This window comes from Microcystis flos-aquae FACHB-1344, from assembly GCF_014698375.1.
Lineage (GTDB): Bacteria > Cyanobacteriota > Cyanobacteriia > Cyanobacteriales > Microcystaceae > Microcystis > Microcystis aeruginosa.
This window is the reverse complement of record NZ_JACJSW010000026.1, coordinates 13,893-35,913: the sequence shown is the minus strand read 5'-3', so window position 1 is coordinate 35,913 and position 22,021 is coordinate 13,893. Positions and strand designations below refer to the sequence as shown.

Annotated in this window: 14 protein-coding genes; 5 read left to right on the top strand and 9 right to left on the bottom strand. The window is 40.8% G+C overall.

Translation table 11 applies throughout. The annotated features are described in order from the left end of the window. Positions 1-176: 176 nt before the first annotated feature. A complete protein-coding gene (locus H6G48_RS01515; RefSeq protein WP_341275471.1) occupies positions 177-2,174 on the top strand; it encodes a S8 family peptidase in 1,998 nt (665 codons plus the stop codon). Positions 2,175-2,713: 539 nt separating this feature from the next. Further along, positions 2,714-4,417: a DUF262 domain-containing protein gene (locus H6G48_RS01510; RefSeq protein WP_190718372.1), complete on the top strand. Its 1,704-nt coding sequence runs from the start codon at positions 2,714-2,716 to the stop codon at positions 4,415-4,417. Between the two features lie 83 nt (positions 4,418-4,500). Here H6G48_RS01510 and H6G48_RS01505 read toward each other — a convergent pair whose 3' ends face one another. The 3 genes from H6G48_RS01505 to H6G48_RS01495 form a co-directional block, all read right to left on the bottom strand. Further along, complete coding sequence (locus tag H6G48_RS01505; protein ID WP_242034489.1) at positions 4,501-4,989, bottom strand: hypothetical protein; 489 nt, start codon at positions 4,987-4,989, stop codon at positions 4,501-4,503. A gap of 390 nt (positions 4,990-5,379) precedes the next feature. Further along, entirely contained in the window at positions 5,380-5,688 is a 309-nt protein-coding gene (locus tag H6G48_RS01500; protein ID WP_002732232.1) for a DUF4926 domain-containing protein, read from the bottom strand. Continuing rightward, on the bottom strand, positions 5,685-6,035 hold the full coding sequence (locus tag H6G48_RS01495) for a DUF6883 domain-containing protein (RefSeq protein WP_147070184.1): 351 nt from the start codon (positions 6,033-6,035) through the stop codon (positions 5,685-5,687). Before H6G48_RS01495 ends, H6G48_RS01500 begins: the two co-directional genes overlap by 4 nt. Positions 6,036-6,765: 730 nt before the next feature. On the opposite strand from H6G48_RS01495, the gene H6G48_RS01490 reads away from it, so the two are divergent. Together H6G48_RS01490 and H6G48_RS01485 are read left to right on the top strand one after the other, a co-directional pair. After that, on the top strand, positions 6,766-8,082 hold the full coding sequence (locus tag H6G48_RS01490; protein WP_190718378.1) for an AAA family ATPase: 1,317 nt from the start codon (positions 6,766-6,768) through the stop codon (positions 8,080-8,082). After that, entirely contained in the window at positions 8,082-8,549 is a 468-nt protein-coding gene (locus H6G48_RS01485; RefSeq protein WP_190718369.1) for a hypothetical protein, read from the top strand. The genes H6G48_RS01490 and H6G48_RS01485 overlap by 1 nt, the downstream gene beginning before the upstream one ends. Before the next feature lie 533 nt (positions 8,550-9,082). Here the strand turns inward: H6G48_RS01485 and H6G48_RS01480 are convergent. The 6 genes from H6G48_RS01480 to psaA form a co-directional block, all read right to left on the bottom strand. Continuing rightward, positions 9,083-11,389: a dynamin family protein gene (locus tag H6G48_RS01480; RefSeq protein ID WP_190718365.1), complete on the bottom strand. Its 2,307-nt coding sequence runs from the start codon at positions 11,387-11,389 to the stop codon at positions 9,083-9,085. 12 nt (positions 11,390-11,401) lie between these two features. Next, positions 11,402-12,193 (bottom strand): hypothetical protein, encoded by a 792-nt coding sequence (locus H6G48_RS01475; protein ID WP_190718362.1) that lies wholly within the window; start codon positions 12,191-12,193, stop codon positions 11,402-11,404. Beyond that, positions 12,193-14,622 carry a dynamin family protein gene (locus H6G48_RS01470; RefSeq protein WP_190718359.1) on the bottom strand — a complete coding sequence of 810 codons (2,430 nt, stop codon included), beginning with the start codon at positions 14,620-14,622 and terminating at the stop codon, positions 12,193-12,195. Before H6G48_RS01470 ends, H6G48_RS01475 begins: the two co-directional genes overlap by 1 nt. Before the next feature lie 93 nt (positions 14,623-14,715). After that, positions 14,716-15,207, bottom strand: a complete 492-nt coding sequence (locus tag H6G48_RS01465; protein WP_190718356.1) for a DUF29 domain-containing protein — start codon at positions 15,205-15,207, stop codon at positions 14,716-14,718. Positions 15,208-15,261: 54 nt separating this feature from the next. Further along, on the bottom strand, positions 15,262-17,475 hold the full coding sequence (gene psaB, locus H6G48_RS01460) for a photosystem I core protein PsaB (RefSeq protein ID WP_002757218.1): 2,214 nt from the start codon (positions 17,473-17,475) through the stop codon (positions 15,262-15,264). A gap of 178 nt (positions 17,476-17,653) precedes the next feature. Then, on the bottom strand, positions 17,654-19,900 hold the full coding sequence (gene psaA, locus H6G48_RS01455) for a photosystem I core protein PsaA (RefSeq protein WP_045362886.1): 2,247 nt from the start codon (positions 19,898-19,900) through the stop codon (positions 17,654-17,656). A gap of 467 nt (positions 19,901-20,367) precedes the next feature. Between psaA and H6G48_RS01450 the strand changes: the two genes are divergently transcribed. Beyond that, complete coding sequence (locus H6G48_RS01450; protein WP_190718353.1) at positions 20,368-21,909, top strand: hypothetical protein; 1,542 nt, start codon at positions 20,368-20,370, stop codon at positions 21,907-21,909. Positions 21,910-22,021 lie beyond the last annotated feature (112 nt).

Sequence of the window (22,021 nt, the reverse complement as noted above, 5' to 3'; positions counted from 1 at the left end):
TGTCAACATATCAGCTATGTACACTGGTTTAGGAAAATTGTCTATTCAATCTGAAAAATGGCGTTCTGGGGTTGTCATGTTCTTAAATGTAAAGTTTTGTTACGAGATTCAACATTTCTGATTTTGCCTATCTTAATACGATAGAAGAAGCTTCTCCCCAAGACCGTCTTTGTCAAGTGTTTTTTGAGCAATATGATGAATTAATTCAGAAGGATTGGATTATTTTTGAGATTGAAATGATGTCTTTAGAAAGGGGGGAAAAGCAGCAGAGACAGGAGTTATTAAAAATACGAGAAGAAATAAGCAAACTATTTGAGAGTGGGACTAAAGGAAATTTATTTGAGCAAGAAGAAATCAAAGGAACTTGTCGTGCTGTAATTCGATGTACCGGAGAAGTTTTTCAAGAATTAGTAGAAGATAGGAAGTGGCAAACTAAAATAGTCTATTTTGATGCTCGTCCAGCCTTTGAAACATTTCATCAAACACTAACAAACTTTAGTGTTGAAAAATTAGGTGAATTTATCAGTCCTCCCTCAGATGCACCAATGGTCTGTATTGTAGATTCAGGCGTTACGATTGAAAATCCTTTTCTAAAACCTGTGGTGAGAGAAGATTTAATCCTTTCTTTTCTTAGGACTGAATCAGATAAAGATAATCCTAACGATGAGTGTGGACATGGTTCTGGTGTGGCTTCTTTAGCTTCTTATTATGCTTTAAATTTATACCAAAATGCAGAAAATAGAGGAAAGATTTGGATTGCTAGTGCTAGAGTTTTAAATCAAGATAATGAAATTGAAGATGAGCGATTATTTTCCAAAATCTTGGGAGAAGTTGTTGAAACTTTTACTTTAATTGGAATTAAAATTTTTAATTTATCTATTCAATTTATCAATCGAAAATGGCATGAAGAAGCAAAGCGAACGATTCCTCGTCGTTCTTGGATAGCTAGAACGATTGATAAACTTTCCAGGAAACATAACATAGTTTTTATTACAGTTACAGGCAATATATCAACTTCTAATGTCAAATACTATTATGGGGATGGATTAGCTTATCCAGAATATTTTATAGACGATGAAGCCTCAATTTATGACCCTGGACAAGCATCACTCGCTATTACAGTAGGTTCTATGAGTCCTACTACTCAAGCAGTAGGACAAATAACAACAGCAATGGCAATAGCAGAAAAACATCAACCTTCTCCTTTTACTCGTTGTGGACCTGGAATTAACCGTGAAATTAAACCTGAGTTAGTGGAATATGGTGGCAATTATTTATTAGATCAAAATGGCACAGTAAGAGAAAATCCAGGGATGAATGTAATAATGGCAAGTCATCAACTGACACCTGCAATTACTCATAAGTCAGGGACAAGTTTTGCTGCTCCTCGTGTTGCTCATAAAATGGCTCGTATTCTCTATGATATGCAGTCTCTTGGTTTTTATGATATTTCTGCCTCTTTATTGAAAGCACTAACCGTTAATTCTGCTACTTACCCTCCCTATTATGGAAATTTTGACAATTTTAAGCAGGCAATGGATGAGAAAAAACCTAAACATTGGTTAAATGTGGTTGGTTACGGAATACCAGATGATATCAGAGCAACGGAATGTGATAAATACACGGCAATTCTAATATTCCAGGAGAAAATTCAACCTAATACTGTCAAGTTTTTTGAGATTCCTGTTCCTGAGTGTTTAGTAGAAACACCACCAACAAAAGTAAAACGGTTAACTGTTACAGTGGTTTATGCTCCTGAAGTTCAGCGATGGGGATTAGAAACCTACTTAGGAACAACCCTTAAATGGCGAATGTTTAGAGGCAATGTGGACCAAGAAGAAGTTATTAAGTATATGTCTGTAGAAGAAGAGGAGAATGATGAGGAGACTGGAGAAAATCCCAAAGAATTAAAATTTGAACCCGGTATTACTCTACGTTCTAGAGGAACAGTTCAACATGGAATATGCGAGTGGAAGCAACACAAATCTGAGTATAGTCAAAACTGCTACACATTAGCTATTGCTGCTTACGAAAAATGGAATCGTGAAAATCCTGATCCTGTACCTTATGCGGTAGTTGTACGCCTTGAAGATACGACACAAACAGCAGATGTTTATGTGGAAGTTCAGAATATCATGGCACAACTTGAAGTTCAAGCTAGAAGCAATATTTAAAAACGCTATATCTAAGACTTCATAGCTAATAAAGTCAATAAAAAGCGGGTATTATCATAAGTGATCTATTTATTTAGGATTGCTATAGCTGGACTTCCCCCCTTGACAAAAGACCATAACCCGTGCTGTATCTGATGTGCCGTTACTGGGTACAAATTAAGGAAACCCCAAATAAATCTAACGCCTTTGAGCCGTTGCTTTTTTATTTTTTGATTCGATTCGTCAAACTATAGCGATATTTTCTAGGTGTCGATAGCCTTGAATAGAGGTTCCTTTTAGGTTCAAAAATTTGTCAACTATCATAGGTAAAATAATCTCGTTTTTGGCTGTTATATCAAATCTTAACTCAATTGTCTATCTTTTGGTATTAACCTATTTGTGCCTTAAGTCCTTTCCTGTATGAATTTTAGCTACTTTTGAGCGTAGTTGCTCTCATCGAATTTTATTTTAAGTTAATTATTTGCATAACAATTCCCGAAGAGCCCGATCGGCCGATATTTGGTAAGTTAGAAGTGATGAACTGACTGCCGATCGAACCTATGCCCCGTACTCATCTATTAGATACCCGAACCAGCAATTTTAGCGATCTCATCGGCAATGGCAAAATCTACCGAGTTCCCCCTTTTCAAAGAGATTATTCGTGGAAGGAAGAAAATTGGGAAGATCTCTGGCAGGATATTCAAACGCTCTATGAAAACCCCGATTCTAGTCATTACATGGGAGCGATCGTTTTACAGGGTTCCCAGCGATCGGATACGGATTTTACAATTATTGACGGACAACAACGATTGGTAACGATTAGTATTCTCGCTATAGCGATTATCGAAAAAATTCAAACGTTAATCGATCGGGGGGAAGAAGCGGAAGCGAATAGAGAACGACAACGGCTTCTCAAAAGCGGTTATTTGAGTAATAAAGATCTGGGTTCTTTAAAAGAATCTAGTAAATTAATTTTGAATGAAAATAATAATGATTTTTATCAAAGTCGTCTCATTAACTTTAGACCTCCTCGCAATCCTCGATCGCTCGCAAAATCCAACCAACTCCTATGGAAAGCTTTTCAATACTTTTCGGATTCATTGCAAAAGCTTACAAGCGTAGTTAACAGTGGAAAAGAACTGGCAATTTTTTTAACGGATACCGTTGCCAAAAGACTCTTATTTATTCAGATTAATGTTGAAGATGAATTGAATGCGTATACGGTTTTCGAGACCCTAAACGCTAGAGGGATAGAGCTAAGTTCAACCGATCTATTAAAAAATTATTTGTTTTCTCTTTTCCGAGGGGCGGATGATTTGCGAGAAGGACAACGACAGTGGAGAGGAATTATTGATACCGTTACAATGGAAAAATTCCCCGAGTTCCTACGTTACTATCTCAGCCTCACGCGGACGAGAGTAAGACGGGAACGTTTATTTAAAAGGGTTCGAGAGTCTATACAAAACGCTGAAAGCGCGTTTAAATTACTCGAACAACTCGAAGAATATAGTGGTCTTTTTATCGCTCTTAATAATCCCAATGATGAATTCTGGCAAGATACTCCAGATAATATCCCTTATATTCGAGAAATTGAACTATTTGGCGTAAAACAAGCCTATCCAGTTTTATTCTCGGCATACAATAAATTTTCAAGCGAGAACTTCACCCGCCTACTAAAATTGGTTTGTATAATTTCGTTTCGATACACGATTGTCAGTAGTCTTAACCCGAATGAGCTAGAAGGAATTTATAATAAGATAGCAATCGCCATAAATAATGGCGAAATGACGACTCCGAGGCAAGTTTTCGAGGGCTTGCGATCGGTTTATGTCACGGATACTAAGTTCGTGCAGGATTTTTCGATTCTTTCGATTTCTACCAGAGGTCAAAAGAAAAAACTGGTTCGATATATTCTCTGGAAATTAGAAATGGACGAATCGGGTCGATCTAATATAGCGGAAGATGGATTCTCGATCGAGCATATTCTACCAGAATCGCCGAGCGATCGATGGCGCGTTCACTTTCTCGATAACGAGATCGAGGAAATGACCTATCGGATCGGTAACTTGATTCCTTTAGAAGCTAATTTGAATCGTCAAATCGGCAATCAATACTATACAGATAAACAAGAGATTTACCAACAAAGCGATTATGCTCTAGCGAGAAATATAGTACCAGAGGAATGGACACCGGACACGATCGCTAAACGTCAAGAAAGTTTAGCCCGACGAGCGGTTCATATTTGGAAATCCGAGTTTGTTTGAGAGCGGGTTAAAAAATGTTCTCGATTCGCTTTTACTTGGGAATAGATTTCTAGGATAATTTTCACGAGGAAGCGATCGATCTGTCAGGATTTCGAGCGAGCGAGGGAAACCTGATTATCGATCGTCGATTTGAACCGACCAATCTGGATCTCCTTGCAATTGTAAAGATTTTGCGGTTTGAAAAAAAGTTTTCGTAGGTTTCCGGTCTTGAGTTTGAATACCTTAATTCTATCTGCTGTACCTACTGATAGATCTAAAGGTAATTCGAGTTGTATTTCCATACAATCAGATAAACTTTTTACTTTGTGATTCATAATTTCCCGATTATTTTTATCTTTGTTTTTCCTAAGCTTACCTTTCTTTTGGGTTTGTTCGGCATTGAGCCTACTTGCCTCACTTCTCGTAAGCCAAGCACAATTTTCTGGAAAAAATCCTTGGTTTTTATCTAGCCTAGAAAATACCATATTTTTTTCAGGGGGATGACCAACATCTTGTAGGAACCGCTTAAAATCACGCCATGAATCATGAACTTCAACTCCTGGTATATAGTCTTTGGAATTGGGATTTATCACACAGTGAATTATTCGGCTCCAAGCTTTGTAAACTTGTGTTTTTACTAGGCTTTCGCCAGGTTTGGCAGGAGTTTTAATATCGATACGCCCTAAACTAATCCTTAACGAGGACAGGCTGCTTTTTTATTTTTTGATTCGATTCGTCAAACTATACCGATATTTTCTAGGTGTCGATAGCCTTGAATAGAGGTTCCTTTTAGGTTCAAAAATTTGTCAACTATCATAGGTAAAATACTCTTGTTTTTGGCGATTATATCAAATCTTAACTCTATTGTCTATCTTTTGGTATTAACCTGTTTGTGCCTTAAGTCTTTTCCTATATGAATTTTAGCTTTTATTTTAAGTTAATTATTTGCATAACAATTCTGGACTAGCCTATTTTTTCCGATTTTATTGATACAAAGAGCGGGTGAAATCTAAAACTTTTTGTTGCTTTTCTTTGGGTAATTTATCGATTAAAGCTGTTAGCTTTTCTGTTAAAGATAACCAAGTTTTGTTCTGAGCTTTCCAGATGACAATAAATTGCTGCATTGGGAGAGAACAAAGGGCTATAGTTTCCCCTAGATCATTACTAAATTCAATTTCGTAACAACCATCATTGTAGTCTTCAACAATTGTCCCTTGTTCTCCCATTATTAAGTTATGTTCAGGCAAGTCAACTAATAATTCCACGAGGTCAAATAATTCTGGTTTAATCATGGTCTTTTTCTCACATATAAAGTTACTAATTTAGCTGTATCACTATCAGGCTCAACAATCCATCCAGTCCTCACTATTTCTTGTTGCCCTGGTTCAATTCCTGTAATTTCTAGGTCAACTTGATAGGGTTTGCCATGTTTATCTGTACTTTGATACACAGCTTTTGCTTCAAGGGCTTTGTTAGCGATTTGTTGTAGAAGTGGCTCATAATTATCTTGAGTATATCCTAAGTGACGTTGAAACATGATGGCTTTATTTAATCCTTTTGGATTGTCTAAATTGAGAGCATATTGAGTTAATTTTCTAGAATCTATTTTGACTTTGTTGACAATATCTTTTAATTTCATTGGAATTAAGACGATTATTAATTTTGACTTTGCCTCTAGTTTCATATTTCATAAGGGAGCATCTCACCCTTGCAATAAGTAGAAATGCTTAATGAGATCAATAAAAAAGTTAAAAAAGGCAACCATTTAGCTCTGGACTTTACCCGTACAAAAATACTAGCTATGGCTAAAAGTCTTACAGAGCCTTAGTTAAAGCCATATAATACCAATGAGCTACTGAACACAAAATCCTGAAGTCTTTACGCAGATAGGGTTTGAGGCAAAAATTTTCCAATTTGACCTTTCGACCATTATAGCTTGTTTCGGGGCTGAAAACCAGCAAAAACATGGCTACAGAAGGAATTGCTTACTCTAGAGATTAATGACATCATCTGTGATCATAAGGTTAGCGATCACTATAAAGCCAAATCCACAGAATCGCTCTACTCTAGATACAGTCAACGGTACAGCCATTTTCAAGGGAAAAATGTACCCAGTAGCGTCTTTTCAATTTTTTCTGAGAAGCCCCATGCAGTAAGGGTAAGGGTTTCGCCCTAATGCCAATAAACAGCGATCTTATCTCCCCAAGCCTAGATTATACTGTTCGGATATGCCCTGCCCTACAGTTTGAGTTTTCAAGGTTATGGGTGCTAGTTTTCGGTACTCGTTAGAGTCTATAAACTGCGCTGGTATTGGAACTTTCAGTACAAATGCTCAAACTGCACCAGTCAAGATTTAATGGGTGAAAAGTATGTTAACATCGCTGACTCTTCGGAATTTCAAAAGCTATCAGGAGGCAACCTTGTCTCTAGCACCCATCACCTTTTTAATTGGTGCTAATGCGTCAGGTAAAAGTAATGCACTAGAAGCAATTCGCTTACTTTCGTGGTTAGCGAAAGGCAGCAGGTTAGATGACATTGAACGCAACATTCAAAGCGGGAATGCAATTGCTCGTGGACAAGCGATCGATCTTTTCGGTGCAGAAAAACAGTATTTTACCTTGGGAACACACATTGATAACGCTCCTGACGGTTGGACTGATTTCGAGATTGAAATTGGGCTATTATCAGACCAACTTATTATAATCGGAGAAAGTGTCAGTAAAGCTAGTAAAGATCAGGAATTAACACTTTACAAAATTGATGGCGATCCCAACTCACACACCGATGAAATTAGGGTGATGTATAACAATTTTAACAAAGGTAAAAATAAGCCCCACATACCTTGCTCTAACCGACAAGCCATTTTTTATCAATTGGAAACTCCCAGTCGGTTCCAGCAAAGTCATACTAAATCACAAAAAATTATTCCAGCAGTTACTAAAGTAATTCGAGAAACCTTGAGGAATATCGTCTTTCTTGATCCTCGTCCAGCAGTAATGCGGGATTATGCTTACGCTAAAGATGATGATATTAAAGAAGATGGCTCTAACCTTTCTAGTGTTCTTTACGCAGTTTGTCAGCAGGGAGAGACTCAAAAAAACAAGTTGCTTGACTTCATTCGTTCATTACCAGAACAGGATATTACCGATATTCGCTTTAGCATTACAGACCGCAACGATGTTATGGTGAGACTAATAGAGTCTTTTGGGAACAAAGAACATCAGATAGATGCTCCTTTGTTGTCTGATGGTACTCTGAGAGTTTTAGCGATTGCTGCAACTCTACTAAGTGTAAATCCTGGAACTTTCGTAATTATTGAAGAGATCGATAATGGTGTTCATCCCAGTCGTGCAGATAATTTAGTTAAGCAAATTCGGGAGATCGCCTTAGAAAGAAAACTGAGGGTACTGATCACCTCCCATAACCCAGCGTTACTAGATGCAGTACCCGATAGTGATATTGGAAATGTACTTTGTTGTTACCGAGATCCGCAAGCAGGAGATAGTCGTATTGTCCGATTAGCTGATTTAGAGCGTTTCCCCGAATTAATTGTGCAGGGAACTCTTGGTCAGTTGATGACTAAACAAGTATTAGATAAGTTCTTAAAGGATAAGTCCACAGCAGAACAACGTCAACAAAACGCGCTAAGTTGGTTAGAGCAATTAAAACAGGGAGAAGTAGCCTGATGGGAGCTATTTGTCTGATCGATACTTCGATCTTTTTAGAGATACTTAATGTACCCCACAAAGCGAGTCAATCTGAGTTAATATTTCAAGAGTTAAAAGAGAAAATCAAAGCTGGGGAATCTCTTTTTTTGCCAATGGCGACCATTCTGGAAACTGGCAATCATATTGCCAAGGCCAAAAAGGTAGATGGCAATCAGCGACGTATTTGTGCAGAAAAATTTGTAAATCAGGTAACACAAGCTCTTGAAGGAAAATCTCCCTTTACCCCCATTAGTTTTCTAAAGAAAGAAGACCTGCAAGGATGGTTAAAAGAGTTTCCTGATGAAGCGATGCAAGGTAGGGGACTGGGAGACCTTTCTATCATTCATGATTGGCAAAGAATTTGTGATCAAAATCTAGGCCGCCGCGTCTATATATGGTCTTTGGACAAACACCTTAAAGGTTACAATCGGCCACCGAAGTTATGAGTAATTGACTACGGATTTACTTTTAATAGTCCATTTGTATTTTAAAAGGTAGAGATTTAATTATTGGACTTCCCCCTTGACAAAAGACCATAACCCGTGCTGTATCTGAATGTGCCGTTACTGGGTACAAATTAAGGAAACCCCGAATAAATCTAACGCATGATTGTTGCCGAGGAGAATTACGATTAGGGAATTTTCCCCTAAACTTTCCCCACTTGTTTATAGCGTTTCCCAATCTCATGAGGTACACCAAAATCTTAACTCCGGACGACCGGAACCTCAAAACCTAAGACTCTGTACCTCACAACTATGGAAATTGCTATATTAAAAAATATTATAATAAACATGGGTACATACAGAAAAGTTAATGGGTGTATCCATTGATGGATAAGGTTTTTTGGTTATGGTGGTATATAATATGTATAGAAAAGTTCAGGTATAAGTAGAGATTAGCGAAGCTTAATACACATTCCCAAATCACCGTAATTCACCGCCATCGTCGCAATAATAGCGGTGCTTTGCTATAGCTAACGCTACTGAGAGGAACTATTTCTTTTCAAGGCAATTGCTAATTGTCTCAGTCGTTCACTAACTTCTAAATTAAATTCTTGAGATTGCAAATTAGCGGGTAATTCTGCTACAAGCTGAGGATTCTCTTTATACCATTCGTTTTGAGCGACACCTGCCCATGTTCCTTCTTTTTCTCGAAAAATATCCACTAATCCTCTTAATTCTTGAATACAGTAGGACTCAAATCCTGCCGCTTCAAAAATACCATTGCGTAGATATTCTTCAAAAGCGTTAATATCATTAGTTACTTCAAAGGTAACAACCTCTCTGGGTGGGGTTAATTGGTCGGCTAAATCGATAACTGTATCTACCGTCATTCCGATAACGTTTTTGGCAATTTCTGTTACACCTAACACCTGTTGACGAAGACTAGGGTTAAAGAGTAAATCAGAACCATATTTAACGTATTTTTTTAAGACCCTAAAAGCAGGTTCATCTCCTTGATAATAGTTATCAATCAGTTCCACATCAGCCCCTAAGGATTTGACAATTTGGCTGCGGGTATCACTGTTAACCGGTCCGCGAATTAATGCTTCAGCAACGGGACGAGCAAATCTTAAAAATAACACTGATAAACTATTTTCTAAGCGAGTTAAAAACTCCTGCTCTGAATAACCAATAAGTCGTTCTTTTACTTGAGAACTTCCCCATAATAAAGAGGACATATAATCGACTAATTTTAAGGCTTCATCTTTTAATTCTGCCGCTAATTGTCGAGCAAGGGCAGCCAAAAATGTTCTAACATCCCCATACAAGTCATCCCGCCAAGCATAATTAGCTCTTACCTTGTCGAAGTCTGGAAAAGAATTTGCGTCAAAAATAATTTCTTTTTTTCTTAAAGTTTCCTGTCTTAATTTTGCCATTTCACTGGCTAAAAGTTGACCATAGCGTTCTTTAAATTTTTCGATACTACTGGAAGATTCGTTATTAACTTTTTCTAAGGGTTTGTTAATGACAGATGTTTCATAAAAATTTTGTAAATCAGCTTTTATCCGTTCCCATTTTCTATGCCACCATTCTGAAAAATCAATTCTTCTTCTTTCTTCTTCAAAGCGTTGTGCTTCTTCAGGATTTTCGGGAAATCTTTGACTGACAAGATGATGAATGTCCTCTGAGGTGCTGACAATTTTATCAATGGAAGCTTCACAGCGTTTCTTGAGAATTGCCACTCGCTCAGTATTAATATAATTAAAGATTTTTTGTTTAATTTCAGGGATTCCTGTAGCTTGAGTTCTTAACAGTTCATCATCTATAATTCCAGTTAAAGTTTTTAATTTATCTTGAATATTGCTGGCTTTTCCGATTTCTAATTGAGTAGGTTCTTCCGCCAGATTATTTAAAATTAAATAAGCTCCTGCTGAACCAGAAACAATGCGATTAACCGGTAAATTAGCGCGTTTTAACCAATCCTGAGAGGCTTCTGTAATATGAGTTTTCAGGGCTTCTGGGCTACCAAGAGAGTCAATATGACTTAAAAAGACAAATAATTTATCAGCAATGGTGACATTCTTATCACCTTGTTCTGTAAATTTAATAATTTCTAATTCGGCTTCTCTAATACTGCGAAAACGCTGAATCACGATGACTGCATCACAGTCGGATAACATTTGTTGGGCTTCATCAACGTGCTTGGCTAACCCAGAATCTGAACCAGGGACATCATAAAAGACGATTCCTTCTGCTTGAGCGAGTTTATTAGTATAAAGTCGGGCTTCTAGGACTGCATGGGCGTATTTTTCATCAGCAACGTATTTTTTTAGTTGTTCTCGGATGTCTTCTAGTCGAGTAAAAGGAATAACTAAATTACCTTCCTTTCTGACTTGTTGTAGAGTGATTTCGTTTTCTCTAATGGTTTTTAAGTCTTCTTTTGCGCCAACGGTTTCTAATTCTTTGAGAAGATGAATAAATTGTTCTTCGCTGCGGGTTTGCACTTCTAATCTTTGTTCAGATTCGCTTTTAACGGAATAAATTTGCGTGGTGGTAAAGGTACATCTTCCTCCTTTGGCAGGAAGTAAATCACATTCTAACCATGCGTTAATAAAGGTACTTTTTCCTGCCTTTTCTAAGCCAACCACAGCAATACGAAATTCTCTTTTTCTCAGTCTTTCGAGTTGACGGTTAGCAGGTATTGCCTCTTGCAGGAGGATTTCTGTTAATTGAGAGGGAATTTCAGCTTGGGGAAGTTTGGCTAAGTCAACGGCAAAATGTTGGATATTTAAGACATCACTGAGACGGGTTTCATAGTAGGATGAGGCCGATTTCCAATCCATTAAATTAACTCCTTAAATACGGTTGAATTCTCTGAGAATAGAGACATTTTTGAGAAACCCTATCTGTATAACTTTTCCTGTTACATTAAGTGGAAGTTCTCGCTTCATTCCATACTGAGTTTCTTTACCAATGATATTACCTCCATTTTTGAGATTAATTCTAACGTAGAATTTTAATCGACTTTCAGGAGAGCGTCCTTCGTCCGGTATAGTCTCTACAGATATTTTTTTATACTCTGGCACACATAAAAATTCTGTAGCACAATCAATTAATCTTACAACCTCATCTCTGTTAAGATCATACCCTTCATGTAAATTATAAACTTCTGATGCAGGAACAGCTAGACATAAAGAAGCTGTCGGACTAATTTCATTTTTAGAACGAGTCCTTTGTAGATATTTAAAACAAGTAAATGCCCCTACCATTAAACAAGCTACTGTAATAATTAATTCCATTTGGCGTTCTTCCTTTGATTGATTTGATTTTGTTGGATCAACGTTATCTAAGATACCACTTATGCCAGTTGCAACACCTGTTGAATTAAAGTCCCCGAATTTAAGCCTTTCTACATAAACGAGCTTTGTTACATCATCAAGAAATTCATCAGACAACCTTTTATCTTCATCTAAACAAGAAGACTGATTAATCCCAAAATGACGACATAGTTCATCTCTCTGAGATTCTTCTCTTTCAAGAATAATACTTAAAACATGATAGAGTACACCTCCTTTTTTAGATTTTATTTTTGGATACACAATTGTAAAAACATCTTTACAAATACTCGAAAAATATTTATTATTCACTAATTCACCTCCTCTTTTTCAAAATTTTCTAATTCAGCAAGGCTTTGTTCTAAAAATTTAGCTCTTTCTTGGATAGGTTTCCATATAATTTGTGTTTCCTCGTAGTTAGTGGTTATTTCCTGTTGAGCTTTTTCTAGGCTCGTTAAATAGTTATTAAAAATATCATTGGTTTTATGATCTACATTTTTTTTTAAATCATCAATCTGTTCTAATAGCCATTCAAACATTAAACATAACATTTCAGGTTCGCCCTGTTGCTGGAATTGATGAATCCAATTCTGTAAAAGAGTTTCAGTGCTTGAAATTTCTGCCATCATGCTTTCCTTTTTTTTCATCCATAGCCAGTGTTTAAAACTTCTGTAAGTACCAGAACTGATTTCAATATCAGACTCCAAATTAAAGTCAAATTCTAGTTCTCTAGTAAATGTATTAAGTTCAGATTGTGGAAATTTTATAACAAAATTTGGTGCTTTTTCTTCAGCGCCCTTTTCTATATGTTTAATATGAAATCTAAACAATTCAGATACAGATTCCTTTATTCTGTTAATCTCCTGAGCAGACACTCTCTTTAATATTTGCGATAATATGATAGTTAGATTAGTTGATAAATTATTTAACTCTTTCTTAATTATTTGAAGACTTAATTTCTCTTTATCCCTTTTTGCTGTGATTAATAAACCATTTCTTGCATCTGAACCTGTATAGCCCAATTGAATCAGGATATCCAAGTTGTTTTTTAGCATATTAACCTGATTAACATTGGCCTTTTTAAAGTTGATATTGTCCAAATCAACTCTGCCATTATCTAAAGATTTAACTACTGCTTCTAAGACGTTTCTAATAACAGTCTTTAGTGCCTCTCTCCACTCAACTAAGGGAACTAATTTCTCTTGAATTTGGTCATAAGGGGGAGTAAATTGAAGTTCATTGATAGCCTCTCTTAAACTAGCTACTAAATTATCGGCTGTTTTGGTATCAATATCTAATTTTTCAAAAACGGCTAGAGGCTGTCTTAATTTTGCATTACTAGCTTGGAGAAAAGAATCAAGATTTTCTTTTGTTTGTGATAACAATTCAGATTCTTGCTGATAATTTTCTTGCGAACTGTTAAGAATTGCCGTGGTCGTTTGTACTGCCCATTGTGCAATACTATTTCCCGCCGCTACATTAAATTTTTCTATAGCTTGGGGAATAACTAATTTAGGAAAATGTTCTGCTATGTGCTTGCTTAGTTTCTTTTCAAATTCTTCTGCATAGGATTGTTTGAATAACTCTTTGGCAATTTGTTCTTGTTGAGAGATAGTCCATTGTTTAGCATCAAGACTTAAGTTTCCTCGCTTCATGATTTCCTTAATTAAAACTTGAAAGTTATCTATGGCTTGCTCATAGGGTTTTAATACTTTCTCAAGTCTAGTTTGATCATGCTCTGACCAATTTTCCTCTCTTGTAGGTAATTCCTCTAACAGCTCCTGAAGCAATTTCTTATTATCCTGAATTTGTAAAGCCAATAAAGCTGGCCATGTACTCAGTTTTACAATTCTCAAATTTTCAATATCTTTTGTATATTCTCTTAAATTCTCGATCAGTTTTTCCTTAATGTTTTCAGTCGTTTCTTCAACAAACTCACTTTCACTTTCTTGCCAATCATCATCTGATCTGAATATATCAATTCGATTTAAAATAAATAGCATTCGTGCAGGAGAGCCGCCTAAATCTTTAACTTGATCAACAACTTCTGATAACAAATTATCAACTTTGTAAGGATCTGTTTCTGCGCTGTTATATGTTACTAAACATAAAGCTTCACGACATTGTTTGATAATCCCAAGATTTCCCTCATCTCCTACATAAGATAACCCGGGTAAATCTAATAATTTAACTCTAACCCCTTTAGGCAATTCTAAGAAACTTTCATCTTTAACCAGTCTAAAAGGATAATAAATAATAGATCGAGGATAAGCTAAATCAGGTTGTTTTTTTCTGGCTTTAATATAAGCCTTCATTAACTGTTTTAAGCGACTATAAATATCTTCGTCGCTAATCTTTTCCCACTTCCCGCATTCCCACAACGCCCCCGGCGTTTCTTCAATAATTAAAGTCTTTTCTTCGCTATACTCAATGGTAACTGTTCCTGCACTCATTTCTCGCTGTGCCATCGGTACAATATCAGCACCACAGAGGAAATTCACTAAGGTACTCTTACCACTGCTCGTCGTGCCAGTCGTCGCTAAAATCAGGGTAGGATGGCGCAATTCATTGATTAACACTTCTAAAGCTTTCTCTAGGTTACTAGAAAGTTCGTGGATTTCACCATGATAGGATTCAGGCAAATGCTGAATAATCTCCGTTTTGAAGTCACCCCAATAACCCGCTAGAAGGTTAGCTTTATTTTCCACTGCTTGGAAAACTTCGTAAGATTTTTGACCCATAATACTCTATCGCTGACAGAATAAGCTGATTCAAGAATAAGCCACAACTTCATTATAACGATAATTTTCTTTCTTGCCTTTAATTCTCGTGTTCTAAACTGGTAAAAAGTCAAAATCTATAATTTCCGCAAAGGTATAAGGACAAACTTGCGGAAACGTATCCAAAGATAAACCAGTTTTTTTGATCACCGATCGCTTGGCTTTATCATAAATTATATCTAGCCTAGAAGCCCCATAATTGTAGAGGGTTTTTGACTGGAATAAAATTTCTAGTTCTAGACGAAAATTATCGATTTTATCGGCCCATCCCCGGCCACAATTACCTTTTTCAGTCAGCCAATACTGATACATCAATAAATGTTTAACGGTTTGAATTAGATAGCTTTCCACTTGGTTTCTTTGTTCTCGCCCCAAATCTTCTATCTCCGTTAAAAGATGTTCCCAATCTAAATTTTTAATCTCCCCGCGTCGAATTTGTTCGGTGGTTCGCTCAATCCACAAAACAAAGTCCTGATCATAAAGTTGTTTTAATTCTTCCACCTGCATAGATTTTTGAGATTGAGCCGCGCTTTTATTATCGATCATAAACAAAACCCCCCACCAATGGGCGGGGGGTTTTTTAGTCACCTAATTCAAGGTTTAGCCGAACTTGCCAGCAGTGGAAGCGATCAAGAAGGCGGCGTAGGTGAAGATATAGCCAACGGTGAAGTGAGCTAAACCAACCAAACGAGCCTGAACGATCGAGAGAGCCACGGGTTTGTCTTTCCAACGAACGAGGTTCGCCAGAGGAGTACGTTCGTGGGCCCAAACGATAGTTTCGATCAACTCTTGCCAGTAACCACGCCAAGAGATCAGGAACATGAAACCGGTTGCCCAAACGAGGTGTCCAAAGAGGAACATCCAGGCCCAGACAGAAAGGTTATTAACACCGTAGGGGTTGTAACCGTTGATTAACTGAGCCGAGTTAGCCCAGAGGTAATCGCGGAACCAGCCCATCAGGTAGGTGGAGTTTTCGTTAAACTGAGCCACGTTACCCGACCAGACACCGAGGTGTTTCCAGTGCCAGTAGAAGGTTAACCAACCCAGGGTGTTCAACATCCAGAACATGGCTAGATAGAAGGAATCCCAAGCAGAGATGTCGCAAGTACCGCCACGGCCGGGACCGTCGCAAGGGAAGGAATACCCGAAGTCTTTTTTATCGGGCATTAATTTGGAACCACGAGCGTCTAAAGCACCTTTAACCAGGATTAGAACGGTGGTGTGTAAACCAAGAGCGATCGCATGGTGAACGAGGAAGTCGCCAGGACCGATGGTTAAGAAGAGGGAGTTAGTGCCGCTATTGATTGCGTCTAGCCAACCGGGTAACCAAACATCACCGTAGTTGGGATAGGCGGTGTAAGCGATACTATCGGGGTTAGACAACAGTACGTTCATGCCGTACAGGGTTTTACCCGAAGCTGCTTGCACGAATTGAGCGAACACAGGTTCGATCAGGATTTGTTTTTCGGGAGTACCGAAAGCGACGACCACATCGTTATGAACGTAGAGGCCGAGGGTGTGGAAACCTAAGAAAAGGGAAACCCAGCTTAGGTGAGAGATGATCGCTTCTTTATGCTCCAGCATCCGCGCCAGCACGTTATCTTTGTTCGCTTCGGGATCATAGTCACGCACGAAGAAGATAGCACCGTGAGCGAAAGCACCCACCGCTAGGAAACCAGCGATGTATTGGTGGTGGGTATAAAGAGCCGCTTGGGTAGTGTAGTCCTTAGCGATAAAGGCATAAGGGGGTAGCGCGTACATATGCTGCGCCACCAGAGAGGTGATCACGCCTAAAGAAGCCAGGGCCAAACCGAGTTGGAAGTGGAGAGAGTTGTTAACCGTGTCATAAAGATTTTTGTGACCGGCTCCTAACTTACCACTGGGGGGTCTGTGGGCATTGAGGATGTCCTTGATGCTGTGACCGATGCCCCAGTTGGTGCGGTACATATGACCAGCCACAATGAAGATCACAGCGATCGCCAAGTGGTGGTGAGCCATATCGGTTAACCAGAGGGACTCGGTTTGGGGATGGAAACCACCTAAGAAGGTGAGAATCGCAGTTCCTGCGCCTTGGGCAGTACCGAAAATGTGGTTAGCAGTATCGGGGTTTTCTGCATACACACCCCAGTTACCGGTGAAGAAGGGTAGTAAACCCGCCGGGTGGGGGGGAGTGGAGAGGAAGTTGTCCCAACCAACGTGCTGACCGCGGGATTCGGGGATAGCAACGTGAACGAGGTGTCCGGTCCAAGCCAGAGAGCTAACACCGAACAGAGCGGCGAGGTGGTGGTTCAGGCGAGATTCAGCGTTTTTGAACCAAGCGAGGCTAGGACGGAACTTAGGTTGTAAGTGTAACCAGCCAGCAAAGAGGAAAATCGCCGAGAGAATCAGCAGGAACACCGCACCTTGGTATAGGTCTTGGTTGGAGGTCATACCGATGGTGTAGAACCAGTGGTAAACCCCGGAATAGGCGATGTTAACCGGGTTAGAAGCGCCAGCTTGGGTGAAGGCATCTACAGCGCCTTTACCGAACTGGGGATCCCAAATCGCGTGGGCGATGGGACGGATGTTTAAGGGATCTTTGATCCACTGCTCGAAGTTACCTTGCCAAGCGACGTGGAATATGGTACCGGAAGTCCACAGGAAAATGATTGCAATGTGGCCGAAGTGCGACGCGAAAATCTTTTGGTAGAGATTCTCTTCCGTCATGCCATCATGACTTTCAAAATCGTGGGCTGTGGCGATCCCGTACCAAATCCGACGGGTGGTCGGATCTTGGGCTAGATCTTGGCTAAATTTAGGGAATTTAGTTGCCATAGCTGTTTAGGAAATTCTCCTCTCTAAATAACTGAGGCTCTTACACGAGTGCTGGTTATTTCCTTTTTTCAATTCACCCACTGTAATAGGAAACGCTTACAGTGGTATCGGTCAATCGACGCTGGTTCAGCCTAGGCCTGCCAATCCCCGGGGGACTGGCAAGCCCTTATAGGCAAGTTTAGCCAATCGAGAGACTTCTGGCCAAGAAGAATGCCCAAGTGGTGACAATACCGCCTAAGAGGTAGTGAGCCACACCAACGGCACGACCTTGAATGATGCTCAGGGCGCGAGGTTGGATAGCGGGGGCAACTCTTAACTTGTTGTGCGCCCAGACGATCGACTCGATTAATTCTTGCCAGTAGCCGCGACCACTGAACAGGAACATCAAGCTAAACGCGAAGACGAAGTGACCGGCTAGGAACATGATTCCGTAGGCAGACAGGGCGGAGCCATAGGAATTAATGACTTGCGCCGCTTGCGCCCAGAGGAAATCCCGTAACCAACCGTTGATGGTGATGGCACTTTGGGCGAAGTTACCGAGGGTAACGTGGGTGACAGTGCCATCGGGGGCGACGGTTCCCCAGACATCGGACTGCATTTTCCAGCTAAAGTGGAAGATTACGACCGAGAGGGAGTTATACATCCAGAACAGGCCGAGGAAGACGTGATCCCAACCGGAAACTTGGCAGGTACCGCCGCGACCGGGACCATCGCAGGGGAAACGGAAACCGAGATTCGCTTTATCGGGAATCAGACGGGAACCGCGAGCGTAGAGAACCCCTTTGAGGAGAATCAACACGGTGACATGGATGGTGAAGGCGTGGATGTGATGCACGAGGAAATCGGCAGTACCGAGGGTGATCGGCATCATGGCCACTTTGCCACCCACTGCTACTACGTCGCCACCGAAAGCATAACTAGCGGTAGTTAGAGCGTTAGGAGCGGTGTTGCCGGGGGCTAGGGTGTGGAGACTTTGTACCCATTGGGCAAAGATGGGTTGTAGTTGAATTCCCGTATCCGAGAACATATCTTGGGGACGACCAAAAGCCCGCATGGTGTCGTTGTGAATGTATAAACCGAAGCTATGGAAGCCGAGGAAAATACATACCCAGTTCAGGTGGGAGATAATTGCGTCGCGATGACGGATCACCCGATCGAGCAGGTTATCGACGTTTTTGGCCGGATCGTAGTCCCGTACCATGAAGATCGCTCCGTGCGCTCCCGCACCGACGATTAAGAAGCCACCGATCCAAGTGTGGTGAGTGAACAAGGATAGTTGGGTGGCGTAGTCAGTCGCCTGATAGGGATAGGGCGGCATGGCGTACATATGGTGGGCCACGATGATGGTTAGCGAACCTAAGAGAGCCAGGTTAATCGCTAACTGGGCGTGCCAAGAGGTGGTCAGGATTTCGTACAGTCCTTTGTGACCTTGACCGGTGAAGGGACCTTTGTGGTTTTCGAGGATTTCCTTCATGCTGTGACCGATACCCCAGTTGGTACGGTACATATGACCGGCAATGATGAATAATACAGCGATCGCCAAGTGATGGTGAGCGGTATCGGAAAGCCAGAGACCACCAGTCACGGGGTTCAAGCCACCTTTGAAGGTGAGGAAATCCGAGTAAGCACCCCAGTTAAGGGTAAAGAAGGGGGTCAAACCCTGGGCGAAACTGGGATATAAATCCGCCATCTTGCTCGGTTCGAGAATGAACTCGTGGGGCAAGGGGATGTCTTGGGGAGCGACTCCCGCATCGAGGAGTTTGTTCACCGGTAAAGAAACGTGAATCTGATGACCAGCCCAACCTAGGGAACCTAAGCCGAGTAAACCCGCCAAGTGGTGGTTCATCATCGATTCCACGTTTTGGAACCATTCCAGTTTCGGTGCGCTTTTGTGGTAATGGAACCAACCGGCAAACAGCATCAGGCCCGCCATAACTAAACCACCGATAGCGGTGCAGTATAGCTGATAGCTGTTGGTGAACCCGGAGGCGCGCCAGAGGTAGAACAGACCAGAGGTGATCTGAATCCCGTGGAAACCGCCGCCCACATCGCCGTTGAGGATGCCTTGACCGACGATCGGCCAGACCACTTGGGCGCTGGGTTTGATGGCGAGCGGGTTGGTTAACCAAGCTTCATAGTTAGAAAATTTCGCGCCGTGGAAGTACATTCCACTCAGCCAAACGAAGACAACGGCGAGATGTCCGAAGTGGGCGCTGAAGATTTTCCGAGAAATATCTTCGAGATCGCTGGTTTGACTATCAAAATCGTGGACGTTGGCGTGTAGGTTCCAAATCCAGGTAGTGGTTTTGGGTCCTTTGGCTAAAGTGCGATCAAAATGCCCCGGTTGACCCCACTTCTCAAAGGAAGTAGGTACTGGGTCTTTATCTACAATCACTTTAGCTACCGCTTTGGGGGGGAGTGCCATGAGGATTCTCCTCTCTCGACAATAGACTTAGCGTTTTATTTGAGGATAGATTTTTTAACCTAAAAAAGGCAAGTTGAAATCTGACCCACCTTTTGTTAATGTCGCTTGACTTTCCTCTTGGGTGAGATTCCAGTCGAAAGCATCAATAGTAGATGATAAGTCTTTGTTCTCTTGTCTGTTCATTATGCTTAACAATAATTAAAATTCTCTCAATCCTTGATAGGAGAGACATTTTCTGCTATGGACGGTCTCAGTCAGGGTCAGACCGGTGATTTTTCTTTACAAAAGTTGATCAATTGTCGCCCCAGAAGCCGATTTCCCCTTTTTCTCCCTCACCAGACCATATAGAAAATTCAATAGATAGATTCTCAAAAAACAATCAAACAATTCTGTAAAATTGAGGCCATAACCTGATCTTCTCGCGCTTTTGCTGACACCGGAGCATTCAATGACTCTAGCAAAAATCAATGGTTTCTATAGATTTTGGCCTTGGCTCTAGGAGGAACGTGCTATCCCTACTACATAAATTAATCCCAGTCAAAACCCTTCATATGTGTCTTGTGATCGGTTTACTGACCACCCTGTTAACCGCCTGTGGCGATCGCCTGACGGCTACCAATCTCCCCACTTCCGAAACCCTTCATCTTCCCGTCGTGCAAGGCCGCATTTCTGAGGTTGCCCCCCCGGCCCTAATTCAGGAACTGCGCCCCAGTTTAGAGCGTTACGCTCCCCAAGTAACGATTCTCAGTCCTCTGCCCGAACAAGTTTTCGATGACCCTCAGGTGATAGTTAAACTACAAGTGTCAGATCTGCCAATTTTCCAAGACGATACCCTGAAATTAGGACCCCACTTGAGCCTAATTGTCGATAATGAACCAGCAGCGGCTATCTACGACCTCAAGCAACCGATTATCCTAGAAAATCTTGCCCCCGGTACTCACACCCTCCGCGTCTTGGCCCTGCGGCCTTGGCAGGAAAGTTTTAAAAATGATGGGGCCTTCGCTGAAACAACCTTTCATATTCTGACAAAAACAGGCAAAAATGCCCCTGATAACAACTTACCCCTATTAACCTACAGTAGTCCGCAAGGAATCTACGGTGCAGAACCGATCCTGCTCGATTTTTATCTGAGTAATGCTCCTCTACGTCTGCCCAATACTGCCAACGAGGATAATAGTCTTCAAAATTGGCGCATTCGTGTCACTGTCAACGGTGAAAGTTTTCTGCTTGATACTTGGGAACCGATCTATCTCAAGGGTTTTGCCAAGGGCAATAACTGGGTACAACTAGAATTCATCGATGGTAAGGGAAATAAAATCGAAAACGAGTTTAATACCAGCGTGCGCGTGATTAGTTTTGATCCCTCTTACCAAGACGGCCTCAGTCAATTAGTCCGCGGCGATTTATCCCCTATAATTGCCCGTAGCATCGTTGATCCCAACTATCAAACTATTCCCAGTCTAGAGGAAGAAACCCCCGTTATTGAGCCAGAAACCCCTGTTATTGAGGAGGAAAAAACTCCCATAGTTGAGGAAAACCCTGTTATTGAGGAAGAAACACCCGTTATTGAGCCAGAAAGCCCTGTAGTTGAGGAAAGCCCCGTAGTTGAGGAAAACCCTGTTATTGAGCAGGAAAAACCCGTTATTGAGCCAGAAAGCCCAATCGTAGAAGAAAAACCCGTTATTGAGCCAGAAAGCCCAATCGTGGAAGAAAAACCAGTAGAGACAGAAACAATCGAAAAGGTCGAGGAAACCCCTGAAGCGATCGAATCTCCCTTAACCACCATACCAGAGACAAAGGAGATTAACGAACCTGCCCCCGGTATTCAGCCTCCGCTAGAAGTGGAACCTATTCCCGAACCCCAAAACAATAGCGAGCAAAAAATCACCATTTTTGATCGCGTTCAACAAACCTTAAACCGCTTCCAGTTGGCCTCTTCCCCAGCAGAAAAAGATATCGAACTACCCACCCTCGATCCTCAATTATTCAGCAATGTCGAGCGGTCTTAGAGCCTAGCTTAATCCAGTTTTCAGGGGAAGTGGGGAGGTGGGGAGGTGGGGAGGTGGGGAGTGGGAGAATGGGGGAATTTCAACTAAAACCCTAAAACCCTAACACCCTAAA

What these genes read in the sequence shown, in the direction of transcription:
- H6G48_RS01510 (WP_190718372.1), top strand. Translation starts at nt 2,714, where the DNA reads ATGCCCCGTACTCATCTATTAGATACCCGAACCAGCAATTTTAGCGAT.
- H6G48_RS01500 (WP_002732232.1), bottom strand. Translation starts at nt 5,688, where the DNA reads ATGATTAAACCAGAATTATTTGACCTCGTGGAATTATTAGTTGACTTG.
- H6G48_RS01495 (WP_147070184.1), bottom strand. Translation starts at nt 6,035, where the DNA reads ATGAAATTAAAAGATATTGTCAACAAAGTCAAAATAGATTCTAGAAAA.
- H6G48_RS01490 (WP_190718378.1), top strand. Translation starts at nt 6,766, where the DNA reads ATGTTAACATCGCTGACTCTTCGGAATTTCAAAAGCTATCAGGAGGCA.
- H6G48_RS01485 (WP_190718369.1), top strand. Translation starts at nt 8,082, where the DNA reads ATGGGAGCTATTTGTCTGATCGATACTTCGATCTTTTTAGAGATACTT.
- H6G48_RS01480 (WP_190718365.1), bottom strand. Translation starts at nt 11,389, where the DNA reads ATGGATTGGAAATCGGCCTCATCCTACTATGAAACCCGTCTCAGTGAT.
- H6G48_RS01470 (WP_190718359.1), bottom strand. Translation starts at nt 14,622, where the DNA reads ATGGGTCAAAAATCTTACGAAGTTTTCCAAGCAGTGGAAAATAAAGCT.
- H6G48_RS01465 (WP_190718356.1), bottom strand. Translation starts at nt 15,207, where the DNA reads ATGATCGATAATAAAAGCGCGGCTCAATCTCAAAAATCTATGCAGGTG.
- psaB (WP_002757218.1), bottom strand. Translation starts at nt 17,475, where the DNA reads ATGGCAACTAAATTCCCTAAATTTAGCCAAGATCTAGCCCAAGATCCG.
- psaA (WP_045362886.1), bottom strand. Translation starts at nt 19,900, where the DNA reads ATGGCACTCCCCCCCAAAGCGGTAGCTAAAGTGATTGTAGATAAAGAC.
- H6G48_RS01450 (WP_190718353.1), top strand. Translation starts at nt 20,368, where the DNA reads ATGGTTTCTATAGATTTTGGCCTTGGCTCTAGGAGGAACGTGCTATCC.